This window comes from Geodermatophilaceae bacterium NBWT11, assembly GCA_014218215.1.
Classification (GTDB): Bacteria; Actinomycetota; Actinomycetes; order Mycobacteriales; family Geodermatophilaceae; genus Klenkia.
Map to the genome: position 1 here is coordinate 4173528 of CP043652.1, position 17508 is coordinate 4191035.

General features: G+C 73.8%; 13 protein-coding genes and 1 riboswitch. Of the genes, 5 read left to right on the top strand and 8 right to left on the bottom strand.

Going from position 1 to position 17508, the window contains the following annotated elements; translation table 11 throughout:
- Positions 1 to 21: 21 nt before the first annotated feature.
- From F1C76_20280 to F1C76_20290, 3 genes are all read left to right on the top strand, one after another.
- On the top strand, positions 22 to 1185 hold the full coding sequence (locus tag F1C76_20280) for an acyl-CoA dehydrogenase (protein ID QNG38570.1): 1164 nt from the start codon (positions 22 to 24) through the stop codon (positions 1183 to 1185).
- Between the two features lie 421 nt (positions 1186 to 1606).
- On the top strand, positions 1607 to 2539 hold the full coding sequence (locus F1C76_20285; GenBank protein ID QNG38571.1) for a hypothetical protein: 933 nt from the start codon (positions 1607 to 1609) through the stop codon (positions 2537 to 2539).
- Positions 2526 to 3287: a hypothetical protein gene (locus F1C76_20290; GenBank protein QNG38572.1), complete on the top strand. Its 762-nt coding sequence runs from the start codon at positions 2526 to 2528 to the stop codon at positions 3285 to 3287. Before F1C76_20285 ends, F1C76_20290 begins: the two co-directional genes overlap by 14 nt.
- 586 nt (positions 3288 to 3873) lie before the next feature.
- On the opposite strand, the gene F1C76_20295 is transcribed toward F1C76_20290, so the two are convergent.
- Genes F1C76_20295 through F1C76_20305 form a run of 3 tightly spaced genes read right to left on the bottom strand, consistent with a single transcriptional unit; the run spans position 3874 to position 6076 of the window.
- A complete protein-coding gene (locus tag F1C76_20295; GenBank protein QNG38573.1) occupies positions 3874 to 4566 on the bottom strand; it encodes a TetR/AcrR family transcriptional regulator in 693 nt (230 codons plus the stop codon).
- Positions 4567 to 4580: 14 nt separating this feature from the next.
- Positions 4581 to 5522 (bottom strand): hypothetical protein, encoded by a 942-nt coding sequence (locus F1C76_20300; GenBank protein ID QNG38574.1) that lies wholly within the window; start codon positions 5520 to 5522, stop codon positions 4581 to 4583.
- Entirely contained in the window at positions 5519 to 6076 is a 558-nt protein-coding gene (locus F1C76_20305; GenBank protein QNG38575.1) for a hypothetical protein, read from the bottom strand. Before F1C76_20305 ends, F1C76_20300 begins: the two co-directional genes overlap by 4 nt.
- Positions 6077 to 6397: 321 nt before the next feature.
- Between F1C76_20305 and F1C76_20310 the strand changes: the two genes are divergently transcribed.
- The gene (locus tag F1C76_20310; GenBank protein ID QNG38576.1) at positions 6398 to 6700 is read left to right on the top strand and encodes a hypothetical protein; all 303 of its coding nucleotides are present in this window, start codon (positions 6398 to 6400) and stop codon (positions 6698 to 6700) included.
- Positions 6701 to 6848: 148 nt separating this feature from the next.
- On the opposite strand, the gene F1C76_20315 is transcribed toward F1C76_20310, so the two are convergent.
- The 5 genes from F1C76_20315 to F1C76_20335 form a co-directional block, all read right to left on the bottom strand.
- Complete coding sequence (locus tag F1C76_20315; GenBank protein QNG38577.1) at positions 6849 to 8777, bottom strand: SpoIIE family protein phosphatase; 1929 nt, start codon at positions 8775 to 8777, stop codon at positions 6849 to 6851.
- Positions 8778 to 8991: 214 nt separating this feature from the next.
- Complete coding sequence (locus F1C76_20320) at positions 8992 to 10704, bottom strand: ABC transporter permease subunit (GenBank protein ID QNG38578.1); 1713 nt, start codon at positions 10702 to 10704, stop codon at positions 8992 to 8994.
- The gene (locus F1C76_20325) at positions 10701 to 11405 is read right to left on the bottom strand and encodes an ATP-binding cassette domain-containing protein (GenBank protein QNG39424.1); all 705 of its coding nucleotides are present in this window, start codon (positions 11403 to 11405) and stop codon (positions 10701 to 10703) included. The genes F1C76_20320 and F1C76_20325 overlap by 4 nt, the downstream gene beginning before the upstream one ends.
- Positions 11406 to 11461: 56 nt before the next feature.
- Positions 11462 to 12298, bottom strand: a complete 837-nt coding sequence (locus F1C76_20330) for an ABC transporter ATP-binding protein (GenBank protein QNG38579.1) — start codon at positions 12296 to 12298, stop codon at positions 11462 to 11464.
- On the bottom strand, positions 12256 to 13845 hold the full coding sequence (locus tag F1C76_20335) for an ABC transporter substrate-binding protein (GenBank protein QNG39425.1): 1590 nt from the start codon (positions 13843 to 13845) through the stop codon (positions 12256 to 12258). The genes F1C76_20330 and F1C76_20335 overlap by 43 nt, the downstream gene beginning before the upstream one ends.
- A 9-nt stretch (positions 13846 to 13854) precedes the next feature.
- Positions 13855 to 14082, bottom strand: a riboswitch (cobalamin riboswitch).
- Between the two features lie 947 nt (positions 14083 to 15029).
- Between F1C76_20335 and F1C76_20340 the strand changes: the two genes are divergently transcribed.
- On the top strand, positions 15030 to 17507 hold the full coding sequence (locus F1C76_20340) for a hypothetical protein (GenBank protein ID QNG38580.1): 2478 nt from the start codon (positions 15030 to 15032) through the stop codon (positions 17505 to 17507).
- The last annotated feature ends 1 nt before the right edge of the window (position 17508 follow it).

Sequence of the window (17508 nt, forward strand, 5' to 3'; positions counted from 1 at the left end):
CCACCGAGCACTGGAGACCCCGTGCGCCGCACCGTCCTGGACGCCGACCACCGCGACCTCGCAACGTCCTTCGGCCGCTGGCTCGACGCCGAGGTCGTGGACCAGTACGACGCCTGGGGTGCCGCCGGCCGGGTGCCGCGCCCGGTGTTCGACCGGCTCGGCGAGCTGGGGTTCCTGGGGCTCGCCGTCCCGGAGGAGCTCGGCGGCGGGGGCACCGAGGACTTCCGGTTCAACGCCGTGCTGAACGAGGAGTCCTCCCGGCGCGGGCTGAACGCGTTCTCGTTGAGCTTCACCATGCAGAACGACGTCGCCCTGCCCTACCTGCTGGAGCTGTGCACCGAGGAGCAGCGGGCGCGGTGGCTGCCCGGGGTGGCCTCGGGCGCACTCGTGCTGGGGATCGCGATGAGCGAGCCGCGGGCCGGCTCGGACCTGGCCGGGGTGGGCACCCGGGCGACCCGCGACGGCGACGTCTACCGGGTGTCGGGGTCCAAGACGTTCATCACCAACGGCCTGAACGCCGACCTGGTCATCACCGTCGTCCGCACGGGGACCGCCGGGACGCACGGTGACCTCAGCCTGCTGGTCGTGGAGAACGGGGTTGAGGGGTACACCCGGGGCCGCACGCTGGACAAGATGGGCATGAAGGCCCAGGACACCTGCGAGCTCTTCTTCGACGAGGCCGTCGTGCCGGTGGCGAACCGGCTGGGGGAGGAAGGCCAGGGCTTCCGGTACCTCACCCGCAACCTCGCGCAGGAGCGGCTCTCGATCGCGATCGGCAACGTCGCCAGCGCCCGCGGCGTGGTCGACCGGACGCTCGCCTACGTCACCCAGCGGGAGGCGTTCGGACAGGCGGTCGGCACCTTCCAGAACTCGCGTTTCTCCCTCGCCGACTGCTCGACCGAGGTCGCGGTCACCCAGGCGTTCGTCGACCAGTGCCTGGCCGCGCACGTGGCGGGCGAGCTCTCCCCGCAGGACGCCGCGATGGCCAAGTTGTGGGCGTCGGAGTCGCTGGGCCGGGTGGTCGATGCCTGCCTTCAGCTGCACGGGGGCTACGGCTACGTGCACGACTTCCCCATCGCCCGGGACTACGCCGACGCCCGGATCGCGCGGATCTACGGCGGGACCAGCGAGATCATGCGGGAGATCATCGGCCGGGGCCTCGGGCTCGGCGAGAAGCGCAGCTGAGGTCCTCCGTGCCGCACGAGGCGCACCTCCGGTGCGGACACCGGCTGGACTACGAGGCCGGCTGGTTGCTCCCCGCGCCCGGGGACCTCGTCCCGTGCCGGCGCCACGGCCACTGTGCCGTCGAGAGCAGTGCCAGCAGCGGCGGGGACCCGGCGTGGCGGCCCCGGGGCCGCCGGTCGCCGTCGCGTAAGGCCGCGTACGACGACCTGCAGGTGGCTCTCCGAGAGACCCCGTCCACCACCGTGCACGCACTGCGGAGACGCCGGTTCACCCTGCGGATGCTCGTGGCTGCCGAGGCCGACGGGCTGCTCACGCGGGACCTGGTGAGCGGGCGGGTGTCGGCTCGTTCGTGATCGGGGAACGTCATCGGGTGTGGCCGCCGCGGCCGCTCCCGGCCCCGGCGGATGGTTACGTTCTCCCCGTGGCCAGGGCGCTGGAAGTCGACGTCACGGAGTGGACGACCCTCCAGCTCGAAGCACGGGGGAGCGGTGCCAACCGGTGGTTGGAGGACGGCGGTGGGGCCAGCTGGCTCTACAAGGCGACTCGGATCCCCACACGATCCTCAGAACCCCAGGGAGAGGACTGGGCCGAGAAGGTCGCCCACGGCCTGGCCGAACTGATCGGGCTGCCGTGCGCCGACGTCGAGCTCGCGTTCCGGGACACGGGCGAGGGTCGAGAGCCTGGAGTCATCTGCAGGGACCTGGCCGGACCGGGCCTCGACCTCCAGAACGGGGCCATCCTGCTCCAGGACGTCCCCGGGTACCGGTATCGCGAGGTGCACGAAGGCCGTCTGAGGCCACCGCGCAACCACGTCGGTCACTCCGTGTCCACCGTGGTCCAGAAGCTGCGGTCCCTCGATGTGATGCCGCCGGCCGGATGGGACGTCCCCGGCGTGACGGCAGTCGGCCTCTTCGCGGGCTACCTCGTCTTCGACGCGTGGATCTCGAACCTGGACCGCCACGAGGAGAACTGGGCGCTGCTGGTCCGTGCGGACGGGAGCGTGTCCCTGGCGCCGTCCTACGACCACGGCGCATCTCTGGGCTCAGCGCTGACGGAGGTACGACGCCAGGAGATCGTGGCTGAACCCGTACGCCTCGTCCGCTTCACCGACAAGGCGTACGGGAGGAAGTTCCAGGACGGCCACAAGACCCCTCTGACGGCCTTCGCCACAGCGGCGTTGGACGAGGCAGGAGAAGAGGCCCGCCGTCACTGGTCGGGTCGCCTGGCGCGTGTCTCGACTGCCGATGTGGACGATGTGCTGTCCGGCGTTCCGCGAATGTCAGACCCTGCTCGTACCTTCTGTAGGCAACTGCTCCACCTCAACAGGGAAGGGGTGCTCGATGTCTGTCGATGACCTCATTGCTCCGTTGCACCCAGTCCAGACGGGCTGCCGACGGCTGCTGGTCACCGAGAAGGACGTCGACGGCTTCTACCGACCGGTCGGCTTCCTCGCGGCATCTGCCCGGGCGGACAGCGTCGAGTACTCGTTCGACTACCTGCGGACTGCCGTGGGGCGCGAGGGGTTCCGCCCTTTCCTGGGATTCGCCGACGTGTCCCGTTCGTACCGCTCCGAGGGGCTCTTCCCGTTGTTCGCCGAACGGATCATGGACCCTTGCCGTCCGGAGCACCCCCTCTTCCTGGCGGCGCTCGATCTCAGCGGTACTCCCTCACCCCTCGAGGTCCTGGCCCGATCGGGTGGTCAGCGCGCGGGTGACGGCATCATGCTGCTGCCCGAGCCGGAGGTCGATGCCGACGGCGCGTCCCGCTGCTTCTTCCTGGTGCACGGCATCCGGTACGTCGACGGGGCTGAGTCCGTCCTGGGCATGCTGCGCCCAGGTGACCGGCTGACTCTCGTCCCAGAACCATCGAACCCCGCCAACCCGCGAGCCCTCGTCGTCGTCGAGTCGAGCGGACAACGGCTGGGCTGGGTGCCCGATGTCCTCCTCGACCACACGCACTCCGTCGCGGACCCGACCATCACCGTCGTCCGGGTGAACGGTCCCGAGGTCGGTGTCCGCCTCCGCCTGCTCGTGCGTCTCGACGGTCACGTGGCGGGCGGTCTGGCCCCGTTCTCTGGCGCCGGGTGGGAGACGGTCGTCTGAGGCCCGAGGGGGAGCCCGCCAGATCCCCGCCGAGGGTGGCTTGAGACCGGTGGCTCGGGCCTCCAGAAGTACAGCAACCAGTACAGCAACGCGGTCCGGACGAGCCCGCACAGCGACAGACGGCCCCGCACGCCGAACTTGTCTGACCTGCGGAAACGGGAGGTGTGCGGACGACGACGCCCCCCCGCAGCTGGCTGGGGGTCAAGGGGTCGCAGGTTCACATCCTGTCAGCCCGACAGAGGAACAGAAGGTCAGAGGCGGGTCGTCCCCTCGGGGCGGCCCGTTTCGCTGTTGTTGACAGCAACCGTGACAGCAACGCGCTCTGAGCCACTGGGGATGGCCACCGCTACCTGGACCCCGGCGACCGGGCCATGTGGCGAGTTGCTCTGTGGCCGGGGGGTGTCGCTCCCGGAGAGCTGCCGGTTGCTCGTGCTCAGGCACCCGCAGTTCATGAACCCCGGCATGTGAACCGACGACGTACGGCCCAGAACCCGTCCCCAAGGGGTCCTGGGCGACAGCACGGACCGGCTGAGCTCCGCCGATGGGTGCCTGGCCATGCACGTCCCGGGGGAGCCCGCGTCTGACGTCAGCTGTTCGCTGCGATGCGGTCGAGCCAGTCTCCGAGCAGGGCCTTCTCGTGGGCGCTGAGCGCGGTGGTGTCGGGCAGCTGCGTCTTGAGCTGCATGGCTGCGCCAGAGTCCCGGACCCGGGGCGAGGAGTGGGGGTCGATGAGGATGGTGCGTAGCGCTGCTTCGCGGCTTCGTTCGCTCAACCCGTGGTCGCGTTGGATCTCAGGGGTGGCGATGAGGGTGAGGACCACGCCCGCCCCGATCGCACGCAGGGTGCTCACGGCCTGGTCGACCGGCAGGCGGAGAAGGCCGGCGGCGGCAGCCTGCTCGACCAGGGTGCGGAGGATGTCGTCGATGGCCGCCGAGGCCGGGGAGATCACACCGGGGCGGGCCTCGCCGTAGGCGATGGCGTAGACGTGCGGGTTGGCCACGCCCCAGTCGATGTGCGCGTCCCAGCCCCGGCGGATCACGTCGACGGGGTCTGCGCCGGACTCCCAGCCCGTCCAGGTGGCCATGTGCGTGGTGAACCCGTGCACCGCGACGGCGTCCAAGAGGCCCTGCATGTCACCGAAGATCCGGTACATCGTGGGTGCCTGGATGGCCAGGGCCGCGGTCACCGCGCGCGCGGAGACCGCGTCGCGCCCGCCCTCGGTGAGCAGGCGCAACGCCGTGTCCAGGATGCGGATGCGCATGTCCGGTGAACGCGCCACGGCGTGACCCTAGGTCAGGCCGTCTCGAGGGCACGGCCCACGCGGTAGACGGTGGCCTCGTCAAAGTGGCGGCCGACGACCTGGAGGCCCACCGGGAGTCCGGCGACCTCACCGCAGGGGACGCTCAGCGCCGGGTGGTGGGTGATGTTGAACGGGGTCGTGTTCGTCGACATCTCGATCGAGGCCTGGATGGCTGCTCCGGGGCCGTGCTCCGGGTCGGGCAGGGGGCGCGCGGTCTGCGGTGTGGTCGGGGTGACCAGGACGTCGACGTCGCGCAGGGCCGCGTCGTAGGCAGCGCGCAGGGTGCGGGTCCGGTTCACCGCCCGGGCGTAGTTCAGACGGCCCTGCTGGGCGTCGACCCAGCGCCCGACCAGGGTGAAGAGCACGACGTTGGCCGGCCGGCCGCTGACGTCTGCGCGACGGTCGTGCAGGTGCTCCATCATGTCCACCGGGTACCAGTCGGCCCGGCCGAAGCCGAAGCCCAGGTTGCGCAGGACGGTCTCGGCCATCCCCTCGATCGCGATCGCCGTCCACAGGGCCGGGCCCAGCGCGTGCAGTGGGACCGACACGTCCTCCACGACGGCCCCGCGGCCGCGCAGGGACTCGACCGCGGCCCGCACCGTCGCGTCGACCTCCGGTTCGGCGCCGCCCGTGCCGAAGCCCTCCTGCAGGACCCCGATCCGCAATCCCTGGACCCCGGCGTCGATGCCGGACAGGTAGTCACCGACCTCGATGTCGCGCTGGCGCGGGTCGATGCCGTCGGACCCGGCCAGCACGCTGAGCAGCCGGGCGTTGTCGGTGACCGTGCGGGTCATCGGCCCGACGTGGTCGAAGAACCCCTCCAGGGGTGCGATGCCGGTGTAGGGCACCAGTCCGTACGTGGGCTTGAGCCCGACGACGCCCGACCACGACGCCGGCATGCGGATCGACCCGGCCTGGTCGGCGCCCAGGGTCATGTCAGCCTCGCCGTCACCAGCGCGACGGCGCTGCCGCTGGAGGAACCGCCAGCCGATGTCCCCGGCCGGTGCGGGTTGTGCACGACGCCGCTGTGGGCGGTGTGGCTGCCCCCGGACATGCAGAAGTACTCGTTGGTCGTCTTCCCGACGATCTCGGCCCCCGCGGCCAGGGCACGCGTGACCACCGTGGCGTCGATGCTGGGGACGAATTCGGCCAGGACGTCGGTGCCGTTGGTCATCGGCAGGCCGGCGACCATGATGCTGTCCTTCACCCCGAGGCGGATGCCGGCAAGCGGACCGGACTCAGCGCCTGGGATGGAGGTGTAGACCTCCCAGGCGTGGTGTGGGTCCTCCTCGACGGTCGGCCGGCGGAAGTCCACAGGCGGGCGGCCCGGCAGCACTGCCGGTTCAGGCACCGCGTCGAGGGCGTCGTACACCCCGAGCATGCCGCTGATCATGGCGGTGTACTGCACGGCCGAGTCGGCCACTGCCGCGTAGCCCAGCTCGGTGGCGAGGGAGGCGATGTCGGCGGACGTGGGCCTGGGAACGGACACGGAACTCTCCTGACGACGAGGGTGTGCATGCGCGGGTGCGTTAACATCTAAAAGTTAACGCACCGGTGTTAACACTGCAGTGTGAACGCGCTTCGACCACTAGGGCGGGCGCAGGACACATGTCGTCAGCTGCGACGGCCCGTCCGCGATGTACCTGCACCGCGCCTCGGCTGTACCGCCCTCCCGGTCGTCAGTCGGGCGCCCGCGAGTCCGATCCGAACCGGCAGCGTGCCTCGTTGCGCCAGACCCTGCCCCGTCCGGTAGACCTTGCGGCAGCGCTCGAGCACCGTCCGTCGGGGCACCGGAACGAGAGTTGACCGCATGAGCAGGGCACTGGCGCAGTTCGTGCGGGACAGGGCGACGGAGGAGATCGTGGAACTGGGTCGATCGACGACGACGAACGCCCGTGATCCGGTCGGTCGTCTCAATGCTCAGGCGGAGACGCGGATCGAGGTCGCCGAGCAGTACCTGCGGCTGTGCGGGTCACCGATGGCGCTGGCCACGGGGCGGGCGCACGAGCTGTTGCGCACGGTGTGTCTGCTCGCCCGGCTGGACCAAGACCATCCTGGGTACGACCAGGCCAGGGCGGACTGTGCCCTGGATTGTCGTTCTCCGTTGTGGTGACACGCGGGGACCAGCCCGGCTCCTCCTCCCTTCCGGTCTTCGTCCCACGAACTGGGGCGATGCCCACGCTGCGCCGAGACTGGTTGGCCGGACCCTCACGCACCCCCTGCGAGAGGCAGGTCCCTGAGATGAAGGGCATCGTGCTGCGTCATTGCGCGGGGTGAGCCGGTTCGGGTGCGGAGTCCGGCACGACGTTGGGTCCCGCTTCGGCAGGGCGGGGGCGGTCTTGTGGGTGCAGCCGTACAGCGACCAGGGCGATGTCGTCGTCGTACTCGGCGGTGCCCATGCCGTCCAGGATCCCCTCGCACAGCTCCTCCAGGGTCCCGGCCGTGAGCTGCAGGGCCAGATCGAGGAGCCGCTGCTGACCCGCATCGAGGTCGGAATCGCGCCGCTCCACCAGGCCGTCCGTGTACAGCAGCACGGTGGCCTCTCGCTCCAGCACCACGGTGCGGTCGGTGCGGACGACCTCGACCTGTGCCCCCACCAGCATCTCCGCCGTGCCGTCCGGGGTGAGGAACTCAGCGGTGCCGTCGGGATGCAGGATCAGCGGTGGTGGGTGGCCGGCGTTGGAGAACACCATGCGGGTGGTGCCCTCCTCGACCTCGTGCGGGGTCTGCTCGAACCGGGCGAGCGCCAAGGTGGCCAGACCGTCGATCATGAGGATGTCCTTGGCGTGGTCGACGCCTTGCAGCACCCGGGCGGGGCGGGCGTCGCTGAACGCCGCGATCCCCCGGACCAGGCCACGCAGCTGGCCCATGGTCGCTGCGGCGACGGAGTCGTGGCCGGCGACGTCGCCGATGGCGATCATCGTGGTCCCGCCGGGTTGGATGAAGGCGTCGTACCAGTCTCCGCCGACCTTGGCCGACTCCGCGGCAGGCTGGTACCGGACGACGATCTCGCCGTGGTCGGGCTGCGGGGGATCGGTGAGCAGGCTGCGCTGGAGCCTCTCGGTGAGCTGCTCCTGGGCGTGGGCCAGCCGCTGGTTGTCCATGGCCAGGCCCACCCGGCCCGCGATGCCCCGCACGGTGACCTCCTCCTCGGCCAGGCTCGGGCGAGCCTGGGAGGAGAACACCGTGAGCACCCCCAACATGGTGTTGCGGCCCCGGATCGGTGCGTGGAACCAGCGGGTGTCGCCCAACTGCTCGAGCAGTTCACGAGCCGGGCCCGCGGGCAGCATCGCTGCCACCGTCCGGGAATCAGTGCTCTGCGGTCTCCCGGTGTCGAGGACCTGGCGCAGCGGCGAGTGTGCGGGCATGACCTGGTGCCGCAGACCCACCCACTGCGAGAGCACCGTGCCTCGGACCTCCTCGCGGTGCCACCAGGCGTGGTCGCTGAACCTGCCGTCCTCCCCGCGCAGGGAGATGACGCACCCATCCGCCAGGGTCGGGACCAGGAGCTCGGGCAGCTGCTTGATCACCCGATCCAGGTCATCCCATCCCTCGGCGTCGGCCAGGTCGTTGCTGGCCTGGGCGAGGACGGCCAGCCGCTGGTTGGCCGCGTCGGCGAGTACTGCGGCCTGGCCGGCTGCGTCCTGGGAGGCCAGCAGTTGGAGTTGGGAACTGCACGCCCCGGCCAGGTCGGCCAGGACCGCCAGGTCCTCCTCGGCCCACTGTCTGGGCACCGAGTCGATGGCGCACAACGAGCCCACGACCGAACCATCGGCGGCCGTCAGTGGCCAGCCGGCGTAGGCCACCACCTGGAGGTCGACGATGGCCAGGTTGTCCTGGACCAGGGGATCCAGCCGCGCATCCTCGATCACCAACGGCTTCGCTGCCAGCACGACGTGCTGGCAGAACGAGTGGGTCAGTGGTGTGCGACGTGTGGTCTGCCACGGCTCGGGCAGCCCCAGGGCCCCGGGAAACACCTGCTCGTCTGCTGAGACCAGCGTGACCAGCGCGGTGGGTACGCCCAACTGCCGGCGAACCAGGCGAGCGAATCGCTCCAGCGCTGGATCTGACACCGCCGGCCGAGCGGGAGTGACCGGCAGGCCCACGACCACCGTCCCTCCCGTCCGATCGAACTGGCGACGGGATGTCACGTGATCACGATCAACCGGGACAGTAGTGGTCGTGTCCATGGGGGCCGACCCTCCCCGGGGTCCGCCCACCACCTCGAGCAGTGCCGGCTGCCCTCCGCTGGTGCGCCCCGTTTCCGGGCTCTCGGGGGTGGCGGGGCACCGTGACCGTCGTCCGCGCGCCCGCAGGGTCCTGCCACACCAGCTGGTTCCCGGCTGGGCCTGAGCCAGCGGGCCGTGACGCCTCGGGCGACGTCCCACTGGGGTGACCGGACCGTCAGCAGCGACGGCGGGGCACTGAGGCGGTGCCCGCGACGACACCGACAGCGAGCAGTCCGAGCACCGGGGCGGCCACGGTCCAGGGTGCCCGTTCCAGGTAGTCGAGGGACTCGGCCAGCATCGCGCCCCACTCGGGGGAGTCCTGCGCGGCGCCCAGGCCGAGGAAGCTGAGCGCGGCCAGGGACAGCGAGACCGCAGGAACCCGTGCGGCAGCATGCCGGGTCAGCGGTCCGACCACGGCGGGCAGCACGTGGGCGACCAGCGCCTGACGCCGGGTCGCACCGGCCAGCTCGGCGGCCCGGACCGGCCCGGACGCCAGGCCCTGCACCACCAGCGCCCGGCCGTGCACGGCCAGCGGCACCCAGGCGACCGCGGCCACCCCGGCCGCGGCGGGCAGCAGGCCGGGACCGGTCACCCCGGTCACCGCGACCCCCACCAGCACCGCGGGCAGCGCGTTGAGCACGTCGGCCACCCCGGGCCGGGTGTCCCGGGCGGTGGCGGCGACGGCGAGCGCGACCACCAGGGCGAACAAGCTCACCGCCAGCCCCACCCCCACGGTCAGCACCGCACCCTGGGCGAACCGGGCCAGCACGTCCCGGCCCACCGCGTCGGCGCCGAACGGGTGGGCGGCCGACGGGGTGGCCAGCCGGTCGCCCAGCACCACCCCGCCGCCGCCGCGGACCAGCCCGACGGCGACCACGAGGACGAGCCCACCGGCGACCAGCAGCGGCACCAGGGTGCGCGCGGCCGGTACGGGCACCGGGACGACGTGGTCGCCGGCCCCCGCCGCCGGCCGCAGCAGCGCCCGGTGGGCCCAGCTCCCCGCCAGCCCCAGCAGCAGGCCGGTGAGCACCAGCGCCAGCACGCAGCCCTGCAGCAGCGGCAGGTCCTGGGCCAGCACCGCCCGCAGCGCCGTCCGGCCGGCCCCCGGGACGGCGAAGAGCTGCTCGACGGCCACCGAGGACCCGAGCAGCCCGACCGCCACCAGGGCCAGCTGGGGGGCGGCGACGGCGCCGGCCGGTCGGGTCACCGACCCCAGCACCGCCCGCGTGCCGGCTCCGTTCAGCCGGGCCGTGCGCACCCACGGCTCGGCCAGCGCACCGTCCACCGAGGCACCCAGCACCCGGGCGAGCAGCCCGCCCGAGGGCAGCCCCAGGGCCAGCGCGGGCAGCACCACCTGCGCGGGGGTGCCCCAGCCGGAGGTCGGCAGCCAGCCGGCGGCCGTCCCCAGCACGGCGAGCAGGACGACGCCCAGCACCACCTCGGGCAGCGCGCCGAGCAGGGTGGGCAGCGCCCCGGCCCGTGCGCCGAGCGGGCCACCCCGGCGTACCGCTCGGGCGGTGGCCGGCAGCAGCAGGGCCGCCGTCACCAGCACCGCGACCGCGAGCGCGGCCCCGGCCAGCCCGGCCGAGACCGCCAGGGCCCGGGCCACCTCGGGGCCGACCGGGTCGCGATCGACCCAGCTCACCCCGAGGTCCCCGCGCAGTGCTCCGGACAGCCAGGTCCAGGCGCCCTGCCACGGGTCGTCGGGCAGCCGCAGCTCCCGGCGCAGGTCGGCGACCACCGCCGGGTCGGGCACCCGCTCCCGGTAGAGGGTGCGCAGCACCGTGGCCGCCGGGTCCTCGTCCCGAAGCCACGGCAGGGCGGCGACCGCCAGCACGAGCACCAGCACGGTGCCGAGGACCGTGAGCCCGCTGCGCAGGGGCCTCACGCGGGCAGACGCAGGACGGCGTCGACCAGTCCGGCGGTGGCCGGGTGAGCGGGGGAGCGCAGCACCGCGGCGCTCGGGCCCTGCTCGACGACGCGACCCGCGTCCAGCACCGCGACGTCCCCGCCGAGCGCGGCCGCCACGGCCAGGTCGTGGGTGACCAGCAGCAGCTGCAGGCCCTCGTCCGTGGCCAGCCCGAGGAGCAGGTCGAGCAACTGCCGGCGCAGCACGACGTCCGCGCCGCTGAGCACCTCGTCGGCGACCAGCAGCCGGGGCCGGGCCGCTAGCGCCCGGGCCAGCGCCACCCGGGTGCGCTGGCCGCCCGACAGCGACCCCGGTCGTGACCCGGCGACGGCCGGGTCGAGGCCGACGGCGGCCAGCACGTCCGCCACCCGGCCGGGGTGGTCGCCGGGGACGGCGAGCAGCCGCAGCGGCTCGGCGACGACCCGGCCCACCGTCCACCGGGGGTCCAGCGACCCGCCGGCGTCCTGCAGCACCACCCCGACCGCGGCCCGCAGCCAGCGCAGCGCGCCGGCGGGACCGGGCACGACCGGCCGGTCGAAGGCCCGGACGGTGCCGGCGTCGGGGGTGTCCAGGCCCAGCAGCACCCGGAGCAGGCTGCTCTTGCCCGCCCCCGAGCTGCCGACCAGGGCCAGGTGTCGGCCGGCCGGCAGCGTCAGGTCGACGCCGTCCAGGGCCCGCACCACGCCTCGACGGGTGCGGTGCTGCAGCACGACCCCGGCGAGCTCGGCGGTCGGGCTCACGCACCCACCCCGGTGGCCGGTTCGGCGGCCCGGGCCGCGGCCACCAGGGACCGGGTGACCGGGTGCTGCGGGGCGGCCAGCAGGGTCGCGGTGGGTGCTGCCTCCACCACCCGGCCACCGGCCAGCACCACCACCCGGTCGCAGAGCTGCGCGACCACGGCGAGGTCGTGGCTGACCAGCACCAGCGCGGGCGCGCCGGGGGCGTCGAGCACGGCGCCGAGCAGCCGGAGCACGGTGGCCTGGGCGACCGTGTCCAGCGCCGTCGTCGGCTCGTCGGCCACCAGCAGCCGGGGCCGGGCCGCGAGCGCCACCGCCAGCGAGACCCGCTGCCGTTGGCCCCCGGACAACTGGGCCGGCCAGGCACCGGCGACCGCCGCGGGGTCGGCGAACCCGAGGCGGCCCAGCAGGTCCAGGGTCTCCGCCCGGGCCGCAGTCCGGGACAGCCCGCGCACCCGGCGTGCGGGCAGCCCGACCTGGTGGCCCACCCGGGCCAGCGGGTCCAGCGCGGTGGCGCTGTCCTGCACCACCGCGGCGGTCACCCGGCCGCGCAGCGCGGCCAGGTCCCTCGGCAGGGCGTCGAGCAGGTCGACCCCGGCCACCCGCGCCCGGCCGGTGGCCCGGGTGCCCGGTGGCAGGTCCCCGAGCAGGGCTGCGACCGTCAGCGACTTGCCCGACCCCGAGGGGCCGACCACGCCGACCCGTTCGCCGTCCTCGACCCGCAGGTCCACCGGGCCGACCAGCCGTCGGCGACCGGCGGCGACCTCCAGGGCGGTCAGCTCGGCCAGCGGCGTCACCGGAGTGCGGTCTCGACGGTGATGATCGACCGCTCCCACGGGTCGCTCGCCAGGCCCGTGAGGCCCGCGGCCACCCCGAACCGGGTGCGGTCGTGCACCACCGGCACGACCGCGGCCGACCCCAGCACGGTGCGCTCGACGTCGAGGGCCACGGCGGTGCGGGCGGTCACGTCGGTGAGCCGGGAACCCGCGGCCAGCTCGGCGTCCACCGCCGGGTCGCAGTACAGCGACAGGTTGTAGCCGCCCGCGCAGCCCACGTCCGAGGACAGGTAGGAGAGCGGGTCGGCGGTGTCCTGGCCGTAGGAGCGGCTCATCAGCACCGCGTCGTACGTGCCGGCCAGCAGGTCCTCCTCGAGCTCGGTGTACAGCCGGACGACCAGCTCCACCTCGAAGCCCGCGGTGCGCAGCGCGTCGGCCAGCGCGGTGGCCACCTCGGGCATCTCGGCCCGGTCGGAGAACGTGGCCAGGGTGACCCGCTGCCCGCCGGCCGCCACCGGGTCCGGGTACGTCGGCGCGGTCCGGTCCGCCGCCCACGTCGAGGTGGGCCCGAACAGGCCCTGCGGGGCGTCGGCCTGGCCCTCGAAGACCGTGCCGGCGAGGTCCAGGTCGGCGACGGCCCGCCGCGCGGTCTCCCGCAGGCCGGGGTCACCGAACACCGGAGAGGTCGTGGTCAGGTGCAGTGCGACCGTGCGCGGCAACGGCACGCTGAGCAGCTCGTCCTGGTCGCCGAGGGTGGCCAGCTGGCTGACCGGCAGGGCCTGGGCGACGTCGACCTCGTCGGCGCGCAGGGCCGCCGTCCGGGACGAGCCCTCGGACAGGAACGACACGTCCACGCCGTCCGCGGCCGGGGCGCCGGCCCAGTGTCCGGGGAAGGCGTCCAGCGTGGCGCCGGAGGTGCCCTCGAGCGCGGTCAGCTCGTAGGGCCCGGTGCCGGTGCCCACCAGGTCCGGGCTCGCCGGGTCGGCGTAGGCCGCGGGGGACAGCACGACCAGTTCCGGGGAGGTCAGCCGCTGCGGCAGCACCGGGTCCGGGGCGGTGGTGGTGAGCACGACGGCGTCGGCACCGTCGGTGGCGACGCCCAGCTCGACCCCGGACAGCGCCCGCGGGGTCGGCTGGGCGTCCACGGCGTGCTGCAGGCTCTCGGCGACGACGTCGGCGGTCAGCTGCGTGCCGTCCTGGAACACCACGTCGGGGCGCAGGTCGAACCGCCAGGTCAGCGGGTCGACCCGGGTCCAGGACTCGGCCAGCACCGGCTGCGGGGCGCCGGCCGGGTCGAGCGAGACCAGCGTCTCGGTGGCGCCGATGCCGTAGCCGATGACGGCGTCGTCGCTGTAGGGCGAGAGCCCGGCGACCGGGACGAAGGCGTAGGCCAGCCGGATGCGGCCCTCGGCGCCAGCGGTGGTGGACCCGCAGGCGCCGAGCACCAGGGCGGCGGCCAGCCCTGCTGCGGCCAGGGCGGGACGGGGGAACGGGACGGGCACGGCTCTCTCCTCGCGAGCGGTGGGGTGTCCACGGCACGGGGAGGAGAGGGGGCGGCTGCGCGGGGGGCAGCCGTCGTCCGGGCCCACCCACGAGGCCGCCGACAGACCGCGTGGGGTCCACGCGGTGCCGCTGGCAGGTCTTCGGACTCGCGGGCTCGGACCGCGGCACCGCTCACGCGGCCCCGTGCTCCACCTACCGGCCGTCGCTTCCCGGACCCGGGGGTCCAGTGCTCCATGACGGCTGTCGTTCCCGCTCACCGCTGCGGGGCAGTCCCGGAGTCGCACCGGGTTCCCTCTCACGCCGACCACCGGGGTGGCCGGACCAGCAACGAGCCGACCGTAACGAGGCAGTGCTGCCCGGCCAACTGCGCGCATGCGCAGGTCCTCGGTGTGCCGTGGGGGGATCTCGTCGCGCGAGCTCCCCCGAGGGCTGCCGAGGCCATGACCGCCGTGGCGGGGCTCCGGAGCGACTCCGTGTCGCGCTGAGTGACCCGGGTCAGGGGGAGGGTTGGTGGTGACCCTGCCCAACGGGACGCAGCTGGCCGTCACCGGGTTCGACCTCGCCTTCCAGGGCGGTGTGGCCCTGCTCCTCCTGGTCGCGGGCGGACTCGTCCTCTGGACCCAGCGGCGTCGCGGCTGAGGGCGGCAGGGTGGGGCCCGGTCGCTCGCGCCCGGCCCGGGGACCGTCGTCGGTGACGACTGCGGTCCTCGGTCCAGCCCCCTGCGCGGACGGGGAGGACCGTGGTGCCACGATCGTCTCCGACCGCTGGAGTCGGTATTCTCCCGCCGGCTGGTCCCGGGCCTCGTCCCGAGCCAGGGCACGGTGACCGAGGTGGACGATCAGGGCGACCTCGGCCACGAGCCCGAGCACGGTCACCAGCACCCACATCCCGCGGCTCCTCGGGTCCGACGCGTCCGGTGCTTGCACCGTGTCGTCCGGACGCCTGCGGCGGGTCACCCCCAGCGGGTGATCGCGGACTGCCGTCCGCGCACGAGGCGGTCAGGGCTGTCGGTGGGTGACCTTGATCGTGGTGGGTGGCCCGACCGTGTGACCAGGTCATCCGTGCGGTCACCGAGGGAGCTCTCCTCCGACCCATTTGTGGAACACTTTCGTCCGCATGGGGGCTGAGGAGAGGGGGCTGGGCATGGACTCCTACGTGCCCCCGAGCAAGCTGCACCGCCCCCGGCCCACCCGCTCGTCGGTGGACCGGACGTCGCTCGTGCAGCGGACGGGCCGTCGTGGGGGACCGCACGAAGCCGGTGATGCCCCCTCGGGGTCGGTCACGCTCGTGTCGGCTCCTCCGGGCGCCGGGAAGACCGTGCTGATGTCGGGCTGGGCCGATCAGCGCGCCCGTGCGGGAGACGAGGTCGCCTGGGTCTCGTTGGACGAGGGGGACGACGAGCCGGACCGGTTCTGGTCGGGCGTGCTGCAGGCGGTGGGTGGGTCCCGCTCCCCGTCCCCGCCGAGCCCGGCGTCCGAGCTCGGGCCCGTCGTCGCGCTGGAGTCCCTCACCGGGGACGCCCCGACCCCGACCTGGCTGTTCCTGGACGACCTGCACGAGGTCGCCGACCCCCGGGTCCTCCGTGGTCTGGACACGCTGGTCCGGCGGCCACCGAGGGGCCTGCAGCTGGTGGTGGCCAGTCGTCGTGATCCCCCGTTCGCGTGGCACCGCCTGCGGTTGGACGGTCGGCTGCACGAGATCCGGTCGTCCGACCTGGCCTTCGACAGGGCGGCGGTCGTGCACGTGCTGGCCGAGCACGACGTCGTGCTCGATCCCGCCGACGTCGACCTGGTCCTGGCCCGCACGGAGGGGTGGGCCGCCGGGGTGCGCCTGGCGGCGATGGCCCTCACGGGGGTCACCGACGTCCACGCTGCCGTGGCCCGTTTCGCCGGCGACGACCACTCGGTCGCCGACTACCTCACCGCCGAGGTGCTCGCCCGGATGGCCCCTCGGCCCCGCGCGGTCCTGGAGGTGTGTGCCGTGCCGGAACGGCTCCCGTCAGGGCTCGCACCCGTGCTCACCGGTGACCCGGCTGCCGAGCTCGTCCTGGACGGGTTGTGCCGGGACAACGCGCTGCTCCGGCGGTCCACGGCGGCTGACGGCGGCTTCCACCTGCACCCGCTGCTGCGCGGGCACCTGGTCGCCCGGCTCCGCCTCGGCGACCCGGTTGCCCACCGGGAGGCCCACCGCCGCGCCGCCGAGTGGTTCCGAGAGCGCGGTGCCCCGGTGCCGGCCGTCATCCATGCCGCGCAGGCCGGTGACGACCGGCAGACGGTGCGCCTGTTGGCCGCCTGCGGCCCGGCCCTGCTGGCGACCGGCCGGTCCGCGGAGCTGCGCACCCTCGTACGCACCGCCCCGGTGCCCGTCCAGGAGCACCCGACGGTCCGGCTGCTGGACGCCCTCGTGGACGACGGAGCGACGGATGCACCGCCCGGACCGCCCCTGGTCCCGCGGCCCCGGGACGGGCGGGCCGCCAGCCGGGTCGAGGAGCCCGTCGACGGTGTCGTCCACGAGCCGATCGCGTTGCTGGCTGCCCTGGGGCGGGCCCATCGGGAACCCGCACTCGCTGCACCGGCGCTGGCGGCCAGCGCCGGACCCGCCCGGGACAGGGCCGACGACGTCGGCCTGCTGCTGCACCTGGAACGCGGGCAGGTCGGCTACCGGTCCGGCCAGCTGGATCTCGCCGAGCAGGAGTTCACCGCAGCGGCCGCCATCGCCCGGAGGGCCGCGAACGGCCATGCCCTCGTCCGGGCGTCGGCCGGGCTCGCTGCAGCAGCCGGTCAACGCGGCCGGTACCGGGATGCCTGGACCCGCGCCGACGAGACCCTCCACTGCGCACACCGCTTCGGACTCCTCGGCAGCACCGCGGTCCAGTTCGCGGTGGTCATCGCGGCCCGGTGCGCCCGCGAGCGGTTGGACCCGGCAGCCGCCCGTGGCTTGACCGAGGTGGTGGTCCGCCGCGGGGTCGCCGAGCACCCCGCCCTGCGGGAGACCGCGGCCCGACTGCGGGCCGTCCTGGACGTGGACGCGGGGGGCAGCCCGGCCGACGCCGCCCGCTGGCTGCAGCAGGGCTGGACGGGCTCCGGGGACCGCACCGGAGTCTCCTCCTCGGCCGTGGACCTGGCCTACCACCAGCACCGGTACGCCTGGATGGCGGGCCGTCCCACGTGGGCGTACGCCGCGCTCGTCGAGGTCGACCGGCAGGGCGGGCCGGGTGGGGAGGCCGCGACACTGCACGCCCTGGACAACCTCCACCGCGGACGCCGCGATGCCGCCCGGCGGACCGTCGCACCGGTCCTCGACGGTCGCACTGCCTGCCGGGCGCTGCCCACCCGGCAGCTCGCCTGGCTCGTGGAGGCACTCGTCGCCTCCCACGCCGGGCAACCGGCCCGCAGCCACGCCGCCGTGCTGGAGGCCCTGGTCCTGGCGGAGGAGTCCGGTGCGCTGCGCCCCTTCCTCGACGTGCCCGGCATCGCGGACCTGCTCATCGAGGACGCGGGGAGGTTCGGGCAGCTCGAGCACCTCGTCGAGCGGGTCCGGACTGCCGCCACGACCCGTGGCGACCGCGCCCCACTGGCCCTCACGCCGGCTGAGCTGGCACTGCTGCCGGACCTGCCGTCGCAGTTGACGCTGCAGGAGATCGCGGCACGCCACCAGGTCTCGGTGAACACGGTGAAGACCCACGTGCGGTCGATCTACGCCAAGCTCGGTGCCACCAGCCGCCGGGAGGCTCTGGTCGCCGCGCGGCGATGCGGGTTGCTCTGAG